General features: G+C 70.8%; 15 protein-coding genes. 7 read left to right on the forward strand and 8 right to left on the reverse strand.

Translation table 11 applies throughout. The features are described from left to right. Positions 1-146 precede the first annotated feature (146 nt). Together BJ992_RS14835 and BJ992_RS14840 are read left to right on the forward strand one after the other, a co-directional pair. On the forward strand, positions 147-1,985 hold the full coding sequence (locus tag BJ992_RS14835; RefSeq protein ID WP_184981369.1) for an AMP-dependent synthetase/ligase: 1,839 nt from the start codon (positions 147-149) through the stop codon (positions 1,983-1,985). A 184-nt stretch (positions 1,986-2,169) separates the two neighbouring features. Then, positions 2,170-2,994 carry a hypothetical protein gene (locus BJ992_RS14840; RefSeq protein WP_184981371.1) on the forward strand — a complete coding sequence of 275 codons (825 nt, stop codon included), beginning with the start codon at positions 2,170-2,172 and terminating at the stop codon, positions 2,992-2,994. 61 nt (positions 2,995-3,055) lie between these two features. Here BJ992_RS14840 and BJ992_RS14845 read toward each other — a convergent pair whose 3' ends face one another. Both BJ992_RS14845 and mihF read right to left on the reverse strand, forming a co-directional pair. After that, positions 3,056-3,373: a hypothetical protein gene (locus BJ992_RS14845; protein ID WP_184981373.1), complete on the reverse strand. Its 318-nt coding sequence runs from the start codon at positions 3,371-3,373 to the stop codon at positions 3,056-3,058. A 156-nt stretch (positions 3,374-3,529) separates the two neighbouring features. Continuing rightward, a complete protein-coding gene (gene mihF, locus BJ992_RS14850) occupies positions 3,530-3,835 on the reverse strand; it encodes an integration host factor, actinobacterial type (RefSeq protein WP_184981374.1) in 306 nt (101 codons plus the stop codon). Positions 3,836-4,089: 254 nt separating this feature from the next. Between mihF and BJ992_RS14855 the strand changes: the two genes are divergently transcribed. Then, positions 4,090-5,367, forward strand: a complete 1,278-nt coding sequence (locus tag BJ992_RS14855) for a M14 family metallopeptidase (RefSeq protein WP_343072665.1) — start codon at positions 4,090-4,092, stop codon at positions 5,365-5,367. 46 nt (positions 5,368-5,413) lie between these two features. On the opposite strand, the gene BJ992_RS14860 is transcribed toward BJ992_RS14855, so the two are convergent. Continuing rightward, positions 5,414-5,887: a TspO/MBR family protein gene (locus BJ992_RS14860; protein WP_184981376.1), complete on the reverse strand. Its 474-nt coding sequence runs from the start codon at positions 5,885-5,887 to the stop codon at positions 5,414-5,416. Between the two features lie 270 nt (positions 5,888-6,157). On the opposite strand from BJ992_RS14860, the gene BJ992_RS14865 reads away from it, so the two are divergent. Next, a complete protein-coding gene (locus BJ992_RS14865; RefSeq protein WP_184981378.1) occupies positions 6,158-7,834 on the forward strand; it encodes a DEAD/DEAH box helicase in 1,677 nt (558 codons plus the stop codon). A gap of 668 nt (positions 7,835-8,502) precedes the next feature. Here BJ992_RS14865 and BJ992_RS33790 read toward each other — a convergent pair. The 4 genes from BJ992_RS33790 to BJ992_RS14890 all read right to left on the reverse strand — a co-directional run bounded on the left by BJ992_RS33790 (position 8,503) and on the right by BJ992_RS14890 (position 13,035). Beyond that, complete coding sequence (locus BJ992_RS33790) at positions 8,503-9,957, reverse strand: FAD-dependent monooxygenase (protein ID WP_281390357.1); 1,455 nt, start codon at positions 9,955-9,957, stop codon at positions 8,503-8,505. Between the two features lie 232 nt (positions 9,958-10,189). Continuing rightward, on the reverse strand, positions 10,190-10,732 hold the full coding sequence (locus BJ992_RS14880) for an isoprenylcysteine carboxyl methyltransferase family protein (RefSeq protein WP_184981380.1): 543 nt from the start codon (positions 10,730-10,732) through the stop codon (positions 10,190-10,192). 95 nt (positions 10,733-10,827) lie between these two features. Next, entirely contained in the window at positions 10,828-11,880 is a 1,053-nt protein-coding gene (locus BJ992_RS14885; RefSeq protein WP_184981382.1) for a type III polyketide synthase, read from the reverse strand. 156 nt (positions 11,881-12,036) lie between these two features. After that, on the reverse strand, positions 12,037-13,035 hold the full coding sequence (locus BJ992_RS14890; RefSeq protein ID WP_281390630.1) for a glycosyltransferase: 999 nt from the start codon (positions 13,033-13,035) through the stop codon (positions 12,037-12,039). Between the two features lie 539 nt (positions 13,036-13,574). Here BJ992_RS14890 and moaA point away from each other — a divergent pair. From moaA to BJ992_RS14905, 3 genes are read left to right on the forward strand one after another with little or no spacing between them, the layout of a single operon-like run. Then, the gene (moaA, locus tag BJ992_RS14895) at positions 13,575-14,564 is read left to right on the forward strand and encodes a GTP 3',8-cyclase MoaA (RefSeq protein ID WP_184981386.1); all 990 of its coding nucleotides are present in this window, start codon (positions 13,575-13,577) and stop codon (positions 14,562-14,564) included. A gap of 5 nt (positions 14,565-14,569) precedes the next feature. Continuing rightward, entirely contained in the window at positions 14,570-15,316 is a 747-nt protein-coding gene (gene mobA / locus BJ992_RS14900) for a molybdenum cofactor guanylyltransferase (RefSeq protein ID WP_246496644.1), read from the forward strand. Further along, complete coding sequence (locus BJ992_RS14905; protein WP_184981388.1) at positions 15,300-15,557, forward strand: DUF6457 domain-containing protein; 258 nt, start codon at positions 15,300-15,302, stop codon at positions 15,555-15,557. Before mobA ends, BJ992_RS14905 begins: the two co-directional genes overlap by 17 nt. Before the next feature lie 245 nt (positions 15,558-15,802). Here the strand turns inward: BJ992_RS14905 and BJ992_RS14910 are convergent, their stop codons facing one another. Further along, complete coding sequence (locus tag BJ992_RS14910; protein WP_184981390.1) at positions 15,803-16,117, reverse strand: DUF3099 domain-containing protein; 315 nt, start codon at positions 16,115-16,117, stop codon at positions 15,803-15,805. Between the last annotated feature and the right edge of the window lie 96 nt (positions 16,118-16,213).

A 16,213-nucleotide genomic window follows, 5' to 3' on the forward strand; every position in this document is an offset into this window, starting at 1 on the left:
AACGTAGCCTTTCGGTAACCATACGTGGCCGCACGGGTGCCGGGGGTCACCGTGCCGTTCCTCTCACCGCTGGGGTCTTGCCCCCGGTGATCGCCTGTGGTGCGATGCATGCCACCGCGTGCAAGTGAGCACTTTCTGGAGGCGAAATGGCCGACCCCCGGGTCATCTCGGACCGAGAAGAGATCGAGCGACAGATAGCCGGCCTCACCGTCTGCGAACAGTTGAGGAGAGCGGCCGAGGAGCACCCCGACGCTCCGGCCTACTCCGACCGTGCGGGGGACGGCTGGGTCACCCTCACCTACTCCGAGGCCAGGCGCCGGGTGCTCGCCATCGCGGCCGCGCTGCACGAGCTCGGCCTGCGGCCCGGTGAGGCGGTCGCGCTGATGATGGTGAACCGCAGCGAGCACGTCCTCGCCGACCTCGGCGCCGTGCACGCCGGTGGCCTCGCGTGCTCCATCTACTCGACGTTCACCCCCGACCAGATCGCCTTCGTCGCGGCCGACGTCCAGGCCAGGTACGCGGTGGTCGGCGCGGCCGACCTGGAACGCTGGCGGCCGATACTCGGCGAGCTCCCCGGCCTGCGCAAGGTGATCGTGCTGGACGCGGCCCCCGAGGGGGAGCTGTTCATGAGCTGGGACGAGCTGCTCCAGCTCGGCGAGCGGCTGCTGGAGGCGGACCCCGCCGCGGTCGAGGCCCGCGCCGCCGCCGTCACCCCCGAGGACACGCTCACCGTGCTGTACACCTCAGGCACCACCGGCAACCCCAAGGGGGTGCCGCTGACCCACCACAACGTCTGCTTCGAGGTCCTGGTCACCGACCGCATGTCCGGCGTGCCGTCGGGAGGGTCGCAGATCTCCTACCTCACCTACGCGCACATCGCCGAGCGGGTGCTCAGCCTGTACCTGCCGCTGATCAAGACGTCCCACATCCACTTCTGCCCCGACATGACCCAGCTCGGCACGGTGCTCGCGCAGGTCAAGCCGGTCGCGTTCTTCGGTGTGCCACGCGTGTGGGAGAAGATGATGGCCCGCCTGCAGGCGCTGCTCGCCACCCAGCCGCCTGAGCAGCAGGAGCAGGTGCGCGCCGCCATGGCCGCCGGGCTCGCCTACATCGAGGCCGGTCAGCACGGCCGCACCCCGTCCCCGGAGGTCGTCGCGGCGTACGAGCAGGCCGACGCCGCGCTGCTCTCCATCATCCGCGGCATGATCGGCTTCGGGAACGCGCTGTGGCTCGGCACCGCGGCGGCCCCCATGCCGCTGGAGGTGCAGCGTTTCTTCGCCGGGCTCGGCCTGAAGGTGCTCGACGTGTACGGCATGACCGAGACCACCGGCGCGTTCACCGCCAACAGCACCTCGGCGTACAAACTCGGCACGGTGGGCCGTCCCGGGGAGGGGGTGGAGGTGCGGATCGCCGAGGACGGCGAGATCCTCACCCGCAGCCCCGCCAACACCGCCGGCTACCTCAACCGGCCCGAGGCCACGGCCGAGCTGCTCGACGAGGAGGGCTGGCTGCACACCGGGGACGTCGGCTCCATCGACGAGGACGGCTTCGTCAGCATCGTGGACCGCAAGAAGGAGCTCATCATCACCGCGGGCGGCGAGAACATGTCGCCGGCCAACATCGAGGGCCTGCTCAAGGAGCACGTGCTCATCGGTCAGGCCCTGGTGTACGGCGACCGGCGACCGTACGTCGTGGCCGTCCTCACGCTGGACGGCGAGGTGGCCCCGGTGTGGGCTCAGGGCCGCGGCATCACGTTCGGCTCGCTGGCCGAGCTGGCCGGGCATCCGGACGTGCTGAAGGAGGCCGAGGCGGCGGTGGCGGCGGCCAACGAGAGGCTGGCCCGGGTCCAGCAGGTCAAGAAGTGGACGCTGCTGCCGGACGAGTGGACCGCGGAGACCGAGGAGCTGACGCCGAGCCTGAAACTCAAGCGCCGCGTCATCCACGCCAAGTACGCCGGCGCCATCGACGCGATGTACCAGCACTGATCGGACATTTCACCAAAAAGGCTGACAAAAGACGCTAAAAGTCTGACGATCTTGCAAGAGTGTCCTATTCGTAATGATTTATGACGGATAAATCCGCAACTTTCTTTCCGTTTGTGGCGTCAATGGACGTAGGGCACACCCCACCCTGGGATGCCTTTCTCCACGGGGAGAGGAAAGTTCCGTCATGATGAAACGCATCGCCACCCTCCTGGTGGCGGCCACCATGGGTGCCTCGGCGCTCGCGGTGGCGGCTCCGGCGTTCGCCGACCCGGCGCCGGAGACGACCAAGGTCTCCATCGAGTCCGTATCGGTGACCCCCGACCCGGTGGTCATCCACGGTCGCGAGAAGGTCGAGGTCACGGCCAAGGTCACGACCGTCGGCGCCGAAGACGTCAAGATCGGCTTCGGTCCCGCCGGCGGATCCGGCTGCAACCCCTGCCCGGGTTCGGCCGCGGCCTCCGCGAGCACGGAGGTCACGAAGTGGGACCGGACGATCGTCCTCGACCGGCACGACCCGAGCGGTAAGTGGTTCGTGTACGTCGAGGCGATCGGCGCCGACGGGAAGGTCGCCGAGGCCAAGGCGTCCTTCTACGTCAAGCACGTCCGTCCCTACGAGGGCCCGCGCGCCACACGGATCGCCGGGTTCGACGCCTCGCCCGAGCCGGTGAAGAAGGGCCGCAAGCTCTCTCTCACCGGGAAGCTGCAGGTGGCCCGCTGCTACGGCGACTGGTGGTGGGACGGCGACGCCTACGTCGTCGGCGGCTCGCGGTGTGACGACGGCTACCGCTGGCACAACTGGCGCTACATCGGCTGGAAGGACATCAAGGTGTTCTTCAAGCGTGCGCACGGCGGCAAGTGGGAGTACGTCGACACGATCAGCACCAACCCGGACGGGACCTTCTACACGAAGATCCCGGCCTACTGGTCGGGCACCTGGAAGGTCGTCTTCCCGGGCTCGCGCGGCCTGTACGGTTCCTCGGCGACCGACTACGTGAAGGTCGTCCGCTAGGCGCCTGCGAGAAACGGACGCCTGGTTCCCACGCGGGGGCCAGGCGTTCGTCGTCGTCCGGTCACTCCCCCCGGCGGTCCGCGTCCGGGCCGGTGCCGCGGGCCAGTTCCAGGGCCGTGAGGTCGACGGCGCTCAGCGTGAAGATGTTGGCGATCCGCTCCAGGGGCATGCCGCGGTCGCCGAGCTGGGTGATGGTGACCGCGGCGCGCAGCAGGACCCGGCCGAGCACCACCTCGTCCACGTCCGGCATGTCCTTGCGCAGGAAGTCCGCCAGTTGCTGGCCCACCTCACGGTCGGCGTGGACGCGGGGGTCGTTGAGCTCCGGGCTGGACAGGATCGCCGTCAGGTCCCCGCGCTCGTCTTCGGTCAGCTTGCCCAAAGGTCGCCTCCCTGAGCGATGTCGGTACCGCGAGACTATGCGCTCCCGACCTCCGGGGGAACGGCACCCCTGACGAAGATCGGCCGGCCCTCGCGTCCAGGGGACGCGAGGGCCGGCCGATGCGCGGGCCTCGGACGGACCCGTACGACGCGTGGGTCAGGAAAGGGCCTCGACCAGCTTGCGGCGCTGCTGCACGCCGAGGCCGCCGATGCGGCGCCTGTCGTCGACGCCGGCGCGCTCCATCAGCGCCGCGGCCTTCGTGGGGCCGATGCCGGACAGCGCGCGCAGGGCCTGGGAGACCTTGATCCGCTTGACCGTCTCGTCGTCCCGCTTCAGGAGCTCGGCCAGGGTGACGTCGCCGGTCTTGAGCTGAGCGAGGAGCGCGGCGCGCGCCTGCCGCACCTCGGTGGCCTTGACAAGGGCCGCCTGGCGCTGCTCGGGGGTGAGAGGGGGGAGGGCCATGGGTACTCCTTGACAGATGAAGATCGTTCTTGGCCGGGGAGCGGCCATCTACGTGTTCGCACCTCTGTTACCCAGGTCACGGGCATTAATCATGGTTTGGCGAAGGATGTCGCCTGGAGGCGGCCGCTGATCCCCGGCTAACTCTGCGAATCCCACGATGTCAGGAAAATTGGGCCTTTTCAGGCATGTCTTCCCCCCGGAATCTCGTGAGGGACACGTGACAAAACCCAAGAGCACGTGTCAAGGAGGAACAGGTGAGACATCGTCTGCTCGTCAGCCTGATGATCTTCGTGGTGACCCTCGCCACAGGGATCAGCGGCGTGGGGGCCTCGGCCGAGCCGCCCCCGAACCACCAGTACCGTGTCGACGGGCCGGCCACGGCCCCCGAGCGCACGTCCGTCGCGGCCACCGGCGCCTCGATCGACGAGGTCGCCGGCACGTCGGTGGTGGTCACGGCCTCCGAGAGCGAGGTCGCGGCCATCAAGGCGCTCGGCTACGCCGTGACCCGGCTGCCCCGACCCCTCGCGCCGGTCATGCCGAAGCCCCAGGACTTCCCCTCCGCCGACTCCGGCTACCACAACTACGCCGAGATGACCGCCGTCGTGAACCAGGTCGTGGCCGCGTACCCGTCCATCGCGAGCAAGTTCACCTACGGCACGTCCTACGGTGGCCGCGCGCTCATCGGCGTCAAGATCAGCGACAACGTCGCGACGGACGAGAACGAACCCGAGGTGCTGTTCACCCACCACCAGCACGCGCGCGAGCACCTCACCGTCGAGATGGCGATCCACCTGCTCAACTGGCTGACCGGCAGCTACGCGTCCGACACCAGGATCAGGAACCTCGTGAACTCCCGCGAGATCTGGATCCTCCCCGACCTCAACCCCGACGGCGGCGAGTACGACATCGCCACCGGCTCCTACCGCTCCTGGCGCAAGAACCGCCAGCCCAACTCCGGCTCCTCCGCCGTCGGCACCGACCTCAACCGCAACTGGAACTACCGCTTCGGCTGCTGCGGCGGCTCCTCCAGCAGCCCGTCGAGCGAGACCTACCGCGGCACCGCCGGCGAGTCCGCCCCCGAGGTCCGCGCCACCGCCAACTGGATCCGCACCCGCGTCGTCGGCGGCGTCCAGCAGATCAAGACCCACATCGACTGGCACACCTACAGCGAACTCGTCCTGTGGCCCTACGGCTGGACCTACAACGACACCGCCACCGGCCTCACCCAGGACGACCACGACGCGCTGGAGGCCCTCGGCCGCAACATGGCCTCCACCAACGGCTACACCCCGCAGCAGTCCAGCGACCTGTACATCACCGACGGGACCATCAACGACTGGCTCTGGGGCAACTGGAAGACCTTCTCCTACACCTTCGAGATGTACCCCCGCGGCAGCAGCCCCGGCTTCTACCCCCCCGACGAGCGCATCCAGACCGAGGTCACCCGCAACAACGAGGCCGTCCTGAGACTCCTCGAATACTCCGACTGCCCCTACCGCATCACCGGCAAGCAGGCGCAGTACTGTCCCTGACGCTCCACCCCGGTACGGCCGCCACGCCGCGGCCGTACCGGCCCTCTCAGTGCCGGTCCGGGGGATTGCGGCGCACGATGGCCGCGTTGAGCGCCGTGGCGAACGCCGTCCACGCCGCGTAGGGGAGCAGGAGCGCTCCGGCCGTGCGGTCCGCCGCCGCGGCGCGGCGGGTCAGGGCCAGGTTGGAGACGTTGAGGACGGCCAGCTCGGCGAGAGCGGTCCTCGGGGAACGCAGCCGGAAGAACAGCGGAGGCCAGGCGGCGTTCAGCGCGAGGTTCAGCGCCAGCGAGCGGCCGATGGCGCCGCGGTCGCCGGGATCGGCGCGGTTGATCGCGCGGGCCGAGGCGTAGGCGATGGCCACGTACAGAGGGGTCCACACGGCCGGGTAGGCGGCCGGCGGCGGCTGCCACGAGGGTTTGCGCAGGCCGCGGTACCACGCCGACCGCGGCGTGGTGGCCACACTGCCGGCCACGGCCGCCGCCGCGACGGCGAGCCCCGTCTTCACAAGTGTCGATTTCATGCCAGGCGCGTTACCCGCCTGCGCGCCTGCCACACGTCCACAGCCCCGCCTCGGCGGATCGTCCGCGACGGTGGTCAAGTAAACTTTCCAGTTCAGGAGGCATGGCAGGGCTGCTCGGTACGGTGTGGGCGCGGTCCTCGTACGCTGAAGGCAAGATCCCGGGCCCGGTGAGCGCCGGTGACGGCCCCCGGCGGACGTCGAGCATGCCGTAGTGGAGCATGGGGTGTGCACCCACCTCGTCCCGTGTCCGTGCGCAAGAGGAGCCCGATCATGACCCCCGACGCCATCGACGACGTCACGAGCTTCGACGATCTCGGGCTGCGGCCCGAGCTGCTGCGCGCGCTCGGCGCGCTCGGGTACGAGGAGCCGACACCGATCCAGCGCGAGGCGATCCCGCTGCTGCTCGGCGGCCGTGACCTGCTCGGCCAGGCCGCGACCGGCACGGGGAAGACGGCGGCCTTCGCGCTGCCGATCCTCCAGCGCATGCCGGAGGGAGGCCGGGGCGAGGAACCCCTGGCGCTGGTGCTCGTGCCGACTCGCGAACTCGCGGTGCAGGTGTCGCAGGCGATCCACCGGTACGGACGCGAGCTCGGCACGCGGGTCCTGCCGATCTACGGCGGCCAGCCGATCGGCCGGCAACTGCGTGAACTGCAACGAGGCGTGGACGTCGTCGTGGCCACACCGGGACGCGCGCTCGACCACATCGGCCGCAAGACGCTGCGGCTGGACTCCCTGGAGATGGTCGTCCTCGACGAGGCCGACGAGATGCTCGACATGGGGTTCGCCGAGGACATCGAGGCCATCCTGCAGGACACCCCCACGCAGCGGCAGACCGTGCTGTTCTCCGCCACCATGCCGCCGCGCATCGACGCCATCGCGCGCAGCCACCTGCGCGACCCCGAGCGGGTGCAGATCGAGCGGGAGCCGGCCGCGCCGGGGGAGGAGCCGCTGATCCGGCAGAGCGCCTACGTCGTCCCGCGCGCGCACAAGCCCGCGGCGCTCGGCCGGGTGCTGGACGTCGAGGCGCCGGACGCCACCATCGTGTTCTGCCGCACCCGTGAAGAGGTCGACAGCCTCACCGAGACCATGAACGGCCGCGGCTACCGCGCCGAGGCGCTGCACGGCGGCATGGGCCAGGAACAGCGCGACCGCGTCATGTCGCGGCTGCGCAACGGCACCGCCGACCTGCTGGTGGCGACCGACGTCGCCGCGCGCGGCCTCGACATCGAGCACCTGACCCACGTCGTCAACTACAACGTCCCGTCGGCGCCGGAGTCGTACGTCCACCGCGTGGGCCGCGTCGGCCGCGCCGGCCGCGAAGGCGTGGCCATCACGCTGGCCGAGCCGCGCGAGCACCGCATGCTGAAGACCATCGAGCGCGTCACCAAGAACCGCATCACCGTCGAGAAGGTCCCCACGGTGGCCGACCTGCGGGCCCGGCGCCTGGAGCTGACCCGCGCGGCCCTTGAGGAAAGCATCCTCGAAGACGACCTGGAGCACTTCCGCGTGGTCGTCGACACCCTCGCCGACGAGTTCGACGTCATGGAGATCGCCATGGCCGCCGTCAAACTGGCCCACGAGGCCGCCGGCGGCGCCGCCGACGACCAGGAGATCCCCGACGTCCCCCTCCGCGCCGAACGCGAAGGCCGCCCCCGCCGCGACCAGCCCCGCGACGACCGCCGTCCCCGCACCCCCACCCGAGGCATGACCCGCATCTTCATCGGCGCCGGCCGCAGCTCCGGCATCCGCCCCCAGGACCTCGTAGGCGCCATAGCCAACGAGTCCCAACTGAGCGGCCGCGACATCGGCGCCATCGAAATAGCCGACCGCTTCTCCCTGGTAGAGGTCCCCGACCACGCCACCAACGAGGTGATCTCCGCCCTCCGCCAAAGCACCATAAAAGGCAAAAAACCCACAATCCGCCGCGAACGCTTCGAACCCCGCTAACCCCCCGTCGCACAAGGCGCTAGCCCCCCGTCGCACTCGGCGTTAGCCCCCCGTCGCACACGGCGCTAACCCCCTGCACACACGACCCGGGTCGTCTTCGCGCCGCAAGGGGCCCAGTTTCCGGCGCCGGTACGGCGGGACGTTGTACGGCGAATTCGGCGCCGTCGTGCGGCGGGACAGGTGGAACCGTTGCGCCGTCGTAATGGTTCCGTGTCCGGTGGTGGGCCGGTGTCTGTGTCTTGGTCCGGCCCGGCTGTCCTCGTGTGGCAGGAGGTCCAGTTTCGGCGCCGGTGCGGCGGGTCGTGGTGCGGCGGGTTCGGCGCCGTCGTGCGGTGGGACAGGTGGAATCGTTCCGTCGTCGTAATGGTTCCGTGTCCGGTGGTGGGCCGGTGTCTGTGTCTTGGTCCGGCCCGGCTGTCCTCGTGTCGCAGGGGGTCCAGTTTTCGGCGCCGGTATGGCGGGTCGTGGTGCGGCGGGTTCGGCGCCGTCGTACGGCGGGACAGGTGGGACCGTCCCGGCGCCGACATGGTCCTTGCGAAGGGGCGCTTCGCGCACGTTCGCAAGGGCTGTTCTGTGTGGGGGCACCCCCACACCCCCGGTCTGCCGGGCTCATGGCTGTACGCGGCCAGGCGGTTATGCGCTCCACGCGACAGCATGAGAGTCGGTGGTCAGGCGAGGGTGTTCACGGCGGCGGTGAAGACGTGGGGGAAGGTGCGGGCCGCGGGGACGATCAGGCGGGTGGGGGTGGGGTGGCGGCGGGTGGTGAGGAGGGCTGTGGTGAGGAGGCGGTGGGGGCGGGAGATCCGGAGCCAGGCGCGGTCGTAGGACTCGGGTCGGCCGGAGCGCAGGGAGGCGATCAGGGCCTCGGCGGACAGCAGGGCCAGGGAGACGCCTTCGCCGGTGAGCGCGTCCACGTAGCCGGCGGCGTCGCCTGCCAGAAGGACGCGGCCGTGGACCCGGGATCGGACGCGGCGGCGCATGGGGCCGGCGCCGCGCACGGAGGTGACCGGGGGGCCGGTCAGGCGGTCCAGCAGAGCGGGGAACGCGGTGAGGTGCTCGTCGTACGTGCGTCTCTCCGAACTGAGCACGGCCACGCCGACCATGTCCTCGGCCACGGGTGTCACGTACGCCTCGCTCCGTTCGGCCCAGTACACCTCGACGAAGTCGGTCCATGGAGCGACCCGGAAGTGCCGCCGCAGGCCGTACCGCCGTGGCGCCGTGCCGGCGGGAAGCGCGAGACCGAGTGCTTCCCGCAGCGGTGAACGGAGGCCGTCGGCGGCGACGAGCCATCGTGCCCGCAGGGTGCCGTCGCCTGCCAGATCGGCTGCGGCGAGTTCCACGGCGGCGGTGCCGTCCGACGGCATCGTGAAACGAACGGTGTCGGTACACACGGGGGAACGGCGGGGGTCGGCATGCGCCGCGCGATGGTGGGGACCGGCGTGTGGCGGGAGATGGTGGGGGTCGGCGTGCGCGGCGAGATTTTCGGGATCGGCATGCGCCGGGAGATGGTGACGGTCGGCATGCGCGGCGAGACGTTCGGGGTCGGCATGTGGCGGGAGATGGTGGGGGTCGGCGTGCGCGGCGAGATTTTCGGGATCGGCATGCGCCGGGAGATGGTGGGGGTCGGCGTGCGTGGCGAGACGTTTGGGGTCGGCATGCGCGGCGTGACGTTTGGGGTCGGTGCGTACCGGCGTTCCGGACATCGGTGAGACGGGAGGAGACATGTGGACGGATACCTCCACCCCCTCACTGTCCTGCCGGACGCCGGTGACCTTTCCCTGGACGACCGGGATTCCGAGGGAGGCGACGCGAGCCATGAGGGCCGCGTGGAGGCAGGTACGCCGGACGCCGAGTCCGGTCGTGGCGCGGAAGGGGGCATCGGCATGCCGGTGGGGGTCGAGGTAGCGGATGCCGCGCAGGGGGTGGCCCGGGGGATGGACGCCTAGTGCGTGGAGCGCGGCGACGCCGCTCGGCATCAGTCCTTCGCCGCAGGCTTTGTCGACAGGAGCGAGGCGGGGTTCCACGACCACCACGGTCATGCCGGCCAGTGCCGCGTTGAGCGCTGTGGCCAGCCCGGCGGGCCCACCCCCGGCCACCAGGACGTCGATCACGTCGCCGGTCATCGGAAGGCCGGTCGCGCGGCCGGCAAACGGGAGGCCGGTCGGGTGGCCGGCAAACGGGAGGCCGGTCGCGCGGTCGGCAAACGGGAGGCCGGTCGGGTGGCCGGCAATCGGAAGGCCGGTCGCACGTTCGGCGATCGGGAGGCCACGGGTGTGTCCGGCCACCGGGACGTCGATTGTGTCATCGGGACGTCGGTCACGCCGTCCGTCTCCAGGAGGCCGCTCGGGTGGCCGGTCATGGGGACGCCGGCCGGGTGGGTTGTTCGAGGGTGGTCAGTGCGTGGTTCTCGGAGCGGATGCGGACGACCATCAAGATGGCGTTCAGGACGGTGAACACCGCGGCGGTGAGCCACGCGTCGTGGACCAGAGGGAGCGCGGCTCCCTCCACGGCGACGGCCACGTAGTTGGGGTGCCTCAGCCACCGCAGGCGGTACGGGCCGCGCCGCACCAGCGTCAGCCCCGGGACCACGATCACCTTGGTGTTCCACTGCGGCCCGAGCGCGGTGATGCACCACCACCGCAGTGCTTGCGCGGCGACGACCAGGACCAGCATCGGCCAGCCGAGCGCGGGGACGAAGGGCCGGTCGAGCAGGCCGGCTTCGAGGAGGCACCCGGCGAGCAGGCCGGTGTGCAGTGCGACCATCCACGGGTAGTGCGCCTGGCCGAACGTCCGGCCGCCCCTGGCGAGGCTCCACCGTTCGTTGCGGCGCGCGACGACGAGCTCGGCGAGCCGTTCCAGGCCGACGAGCAGGACCAGCACTACGTACCAGGAGGACATGTCTCCGAACCATACGGGTCAGGCGGTCGGCGGGCCCGGAGGCACCGTCGTGAACGCGGTGGAAGGCGGCGTCGGCGGTACGGCGGGACGGGTGGTCACCAGCGCAGCAGGACGAGTTCGGAGCAGAAGCCGGGGCCGAGCGCCATCATCAGGCCCGGAGTGCCGGGTGGGGGGTGCCGGGTGAGGGTGTCACGCAGGACGTGCAGCACCGATGAGGACGACAGGTTGCCGACGGCGGCCAGTGACCGCCAGGTGACGTCCAGGGCCCCCGGAGGCAGGTCGAGGGTCTCGGTGACGGCGTCGAGGACTTTCGGGCCGCCGGGGTGGCACACCCAGGCCGACACGTCGGCGGGGGTGAGTCCGTGGTCGGCGAGGAAGCCGTGGACGTCGTCGGCGAGGTGGGTGCGGACGACGTCGGGCACGCTCGAGTCCAGGACCACGCGGAACCCGCTGCCGGTGACGTCCCATCCCATGACGGTCTCGGTGCCGGGGTACAGGTGGCCGCGGGACCCCGCCACGGTGACGCCGGGTCCGTCACCGCGACCGGATCCGCAGGCGACGACCGCGGCGGCGCCGTCCCCGAACAGCGCGCTCGCCACGAAGTTGACGGGGGTCGCGTCGGCGCGCTGCAACGTCAGCGAGCACAGCTCCACCGACAGCAGCACGGCGACGTGGTCGGGCCATCCGCGCAGGTAGTCGTGCAGCCGCGCGATCCCGGCGGCGCCGGCCACGCAACCGAGCCCGAAGACGGGCAGGCGCTTGACGTCCGGCCGCATGCCGAGGCGTCCGGCGATCCGCGCCTCGATGGACGGCGCGGCGACTCCCGTCACCGACGTGAACATGATCATGTCCACGTCGCGCGGCGTCAGCCCGGCCGCCTCCAGCGCGCCGCTCACCGCCTCGGCGCCGAGCTCGACCGCCTGCTCGACGAACACGTCGTTGGCCTGTCCGAACCCGTCGAGCTTGCCGTACTCCTCCAGGGGCAGGACCAGATGCCGATACTCGACCCGTGCCGCACGGTGCAGGCGGCGCAGCAGCCGCCGGTCGGCGTCCGGCGGGAGGCAGATGTCGGCGAACGCCTCGGTGATCTCCGACTGGGGGTAGCGATTGGGGGGCAGCGCACCGTGCACAGCGGTGATTCGGGTCATCTGGTTCCGCTTCGCCGAGGGTGGGTCACCTGATGTTTGCCCACGCGAGCAGATGCCATGCGTCGCGGCACCCGAGGTGATCGCGCCGAGCAGCGGCGGCGATGCGGCCGGCGCGGCCGGCGCGGCCGGTCGTCCTGAGCGGGGGAGCGGCGTTGTTCAGGAGTTGTGCCGTGCGTGGGCCAGCAGGTACGCCTCGCGGAGGCCGTCGGCGAGCATGCGCGAGTCGTGACGGACGGCCGTGCGGGAGGCCAGGGTGCCCCAGTGGGTGCGGGTGGCGGCGTCCTCCAGGTCCCGCAGGAGTGCGACGTACCCGGGGACGGTCGCGGCGTGCCGGTAGGCGTCCTTGAGCCACTCCTGGTAGCAGGGCAGGTCGGTGAGGACGAGCGGCAGGCCCGCGGTGGCGGCCTCCAGGGTGGCGAGGCCGAAGGTCTCGTGCCGGGACGGCAGGAAGAACACGTCGGCGGCGGCGCAGTACGCGAACACCTCGTCACGCGGCACGAGGCCGGTGAAGGTGACGTTGGCAGGGGCGTCGGCCCGCAGCCGGGTCAGTGACTCGCGCGCGTCCGACAGCAGGCCGAACTGCATGCCTCCCAGCCAGACGAACCGCAGGTGCGGCAGGCTCCTGGCGCACGCCACGAACTCCTCCACCCCCTTGCGCGGCTGGATCTGCCCCACGCCGAGCACCACCGGCCGGTCGTCCCAGCCGAAACCGGCACGCAACTCGGCGCGGCGCTCCAGCAGGGGACGGATGCGCCGCTCGTCGATCGCGTTGCTCATCGGGAGGACGGGGCCCCGCACGCCGAGTTCCTCGAGCTCCGCCGTGGTGGCCTTGCTCACCGACAGCACCAGGTCGGCCATGTCGAAGACGGCACGCATGTAGCGGCGGACCAGGCCGTGCACCAGGTGGCTGCCCCGGATGCTTCCCGCGAGCGTCTCGGGGGTCACGTGCGCGCTGATCAGTTTCGGGCCGCGGTGGACCATCATCCTTATAACAGCCAACGGGCCCATGGTGTGAACGTGAAGAATCACGCCGCGCCGGAAGGCGCGCCGTCCCGAAACACGGGTGAAATCCGCCATGGCGTCGACGGCGCGCACGCTTTCCTCATAAACACTGTGGACCCCGTGGCCGCGCACCGTGTATGCCGACTCCGACATCACGCTCACCGGCAGCGGAGGCCGTTCCGCCTTTGCGTCCGTACCGGCCGGAGGGGTGTCGTCACCGAGGTGGGGGTGGAGGTGGGGGTGCCGCCGGGTCACCGGGACGGCGCGGGGAAACGGCTTACGTCGTTCACGAATTCGGCGGATACGCTCGTTGATCGCGGCCACGGCCTTATATTAGGGCAAAACTCTTGACCCCGCTATATGTCGTTTTCTGCGGCAGAAATAGTGAAATGGCCATATTGCCGTAAAGTAAATCGGGTGCGGTGTTAACCCGCGCCGGTTAGCGCTCCGGCGGCCGGCCGGGAAAGGCCGGCGCGAGCCGCTTCCCTGGCCGATGTCAGGGGTCTGCCGCCGGGAGGCCGCGGCGGATCCGACGGGGCACGGTCGCGGTCGTACTCGACGGGATCTTGATCCCGCGGGCCGGTGGGGCCGTCCGGTGCGAGCGGAAGGGCCGCCGGGGCCCGGCGAGATCGTAGGGTGGGACGTGGTGATGTCGGTCCGGCTGGGCCGTGTGGGGGGAACAGGAGGCTTTGGTGCTTGTCGACTCCTTCGGGAGGGTGGCGACGGATCTTCGGGTGTCGCTGACCGACCGGTGCAACCTGCGCTGCGCCTATTGCATGCCGCCGGAAGGGCTGGACTGGCTTCCCAAGCCCGAACTGCTCACCGCGGACGAGATCTGCCGCCTCGTCGCGATCGGCGTGGAGCGGCTCGGCGTCACCGAGGTGCGCTACACCGGAGGGGAGCCGCTGCTGCGGCGTGAACTCACCGAGATCGTGACGCGGACCACCGCGCTGCGGCCACGGCCGCACGTGTCGATCACCTCCAACGGCATCGGCCTGGCCCGGCTCGCGGCGCCGCTCGCCGCCGCCGGGCTCGACCGCGTCAACGTCTCCCTCGACACCCTCGACCGCGAGACCTTCGTGCGGCTCGCGCACCGCGACCGGCTTCCGGACGTGCTGGCGGGGCTCTCGGCGGCCGTGGCGGCCGGCCTGCGGCCGGTCAAGGTGAACATCGTGCTGATGCGCGGCGTCAACGAGCACGAGGCGGCGGCGCTGCTGCGGTACTGCCTGGAGCGGGGGTACGAGGCGCGGTTCATCGAGCAGATGCCGCTGGACGCGCAGCACGGGTGGCGGCGCGAGAACATGGTCACCGCGGACGAGATCCTGGAGGCGCTCGGCCGGGAGTTCACCCTCACGCCGGACGATCCGGCGGAGCGGGGGAGCGCGCCTGCCGAGACCTTCCTCGTGGACGGCGGCCCCGCGCGGGTCGGCGTGATCGGCTCGGTCACCCGTCCGTTCTGCGGCGCCTGCGACCGCGTACGCCTCACCGCCGACGGCCAGATACGCAACTGCCTGTTCGCCACCGAGGAGTCCGACCTGCGCGCGGCCCTGCGCTCCGGCGCCACCGACGACGAGCTCGCCACCCGCTGGCTCGCCGCCGTCCGCACCAAACGCGCGGGCCACGGCATCGACGACCCGACGTTCCTCCAGCCGTCCCGCCCCATGTCCGCCATCGGCGGCTGACCCCCATGCGCCGCACCCCGGCCGGCGGCAAGGCCGGCCCTCTGCGCGGCACGTCGGCCGACGACGAGGCCGAGCCGATGCGCCGCACTGCGGCTGACGTCGAGGCCGGCCCCGTGCGCGGCACATCGGCCGGTCGGGGTCCGCAGCCCCGGAAACGGCACGACGCCGTGATCCTCGCCGGCGGCGCCGCGAGCAGACTCGGCGGAGCCGACAAGCCGGCCGCACGGGTAGGCGACCGCACCTTGATCGGCCACGTGGCCTCCGCCGTCCCCCACGCGGCCCACCTGGTGGTGGTCGGCCCTCCGCGACCCGCCTCCGGGCTCGGTCCCGGCAGGGCTGTGTTCGTCCAGGAGAGCCCGCCAGGGGGTGGCCCGGTACCCGCCTTGCGTGCCGGGCTCGCGGCCGTCACGGCGCCTTGGGTGGCTTTGCTCGCCGCCGATCTGCCCTTCCTGCGGCCAGAGCACGTCGCCGGTCTGCTGTCGGCGGCCGGGGAGGCCGCCGGAGCCGTCCTCGTGGACGACGAGGGCCGGGAGCAGTGGCTGACCGGGGTCTGGCGCACCGGCACGCTCAGGGAGTCCCTGCGCGCGTACGAGGGCCGTTCCCTGCGCGGACTGCTGTCTCCTCTCCACCCGGTGTGTCTCACCCTGCCGGTCGGCGACTCGGCCCTTCCGCCGTGGTTCGATTGCGACACCCCCTCCGACCTGGCCGCCGCACGACGACACCATGGAGGACCCGATGAACGTGCTGGCTGAGTGGACCGCCCTCGTCTGCAAGGAACTAGGCATCGACCAGGACAAAGTAGACCGCGACGCCGTCCTCGACCTCACCCGCGACGTGGCCCACGGCGTCACCCGCCCCGCCGCCCCCCTGACCGCCTACCTGCTCGGCCTGGCCCAAGGCTCAGGCACCGCCCCACCCGACGCCACCGACCGCCTCACCACCTTGGCCCGCAACTGGGCCGAGGCCACCGCGGAAACCCTCGGCGACCATTGACGCGCCTGAGCGTGTCCAGATGTGGACACGGCGGCGGGGGGACAGCGCGGGGGGTGGAGGAGGCGGAGAAGGTGGACTGAGTCCGGGAATGGGCGACGCCGGGTGGTTACGGGGGCAAACCACCCGGCGTCGCTTCATCGGCGTTCCGACGGGGGCCCGGAACGCCGGCAGGAGCGCTCCGACGGGGGACCAGAGCGCTTGATTAAAGCGTACACCTACAACCCATGGGTTGCGTCAAGAGTTAGTCACGACCCGATCTCGCGTCGGTGGCGTGGTATCTCGTTTTGGTTAGGTTTTTCGGCGTCGTCGAAGACCGAGTTCACGGCGCGGTTCGGCTGGTTGGCGCCGAGCACCGCGAAGTAGGGGAGGAAGATCGCCCCGGCCACGAACAGCAGGCGGATGGGCCACGGGACGGTCAGCACGACGGCCAGCACGAGGCATACCGTTCGGATACCCATCTGGATGAAATAGATCTTTTCGCGCCGGCCGATGTCGGCCGTCAGCGACGGCTGTGCGTCGGTGACCTGATGTACGACCCTGCGGTCGCGCCTGACCTTCACACCACCCACGGTAGCCCGGCGGCGGACCGGGGTGGCAGGCGGTCCCGCGGGCAGGGGGTCATACGATCAAGTGAGGGCCAGCCGTGTGAGGAGACA

It is taken from the genome of Sphaerisporangium rubeum, from assembly GCF_014207705.1.
In the GTDB taxonomy this organism is placed as follows: Bacteria; Actinomycetota; Actinomycetes; order Streptosporangiales; family Streptosporangiaceae; genus Sphaerisporangium; species Sphaerisporangium rubeum.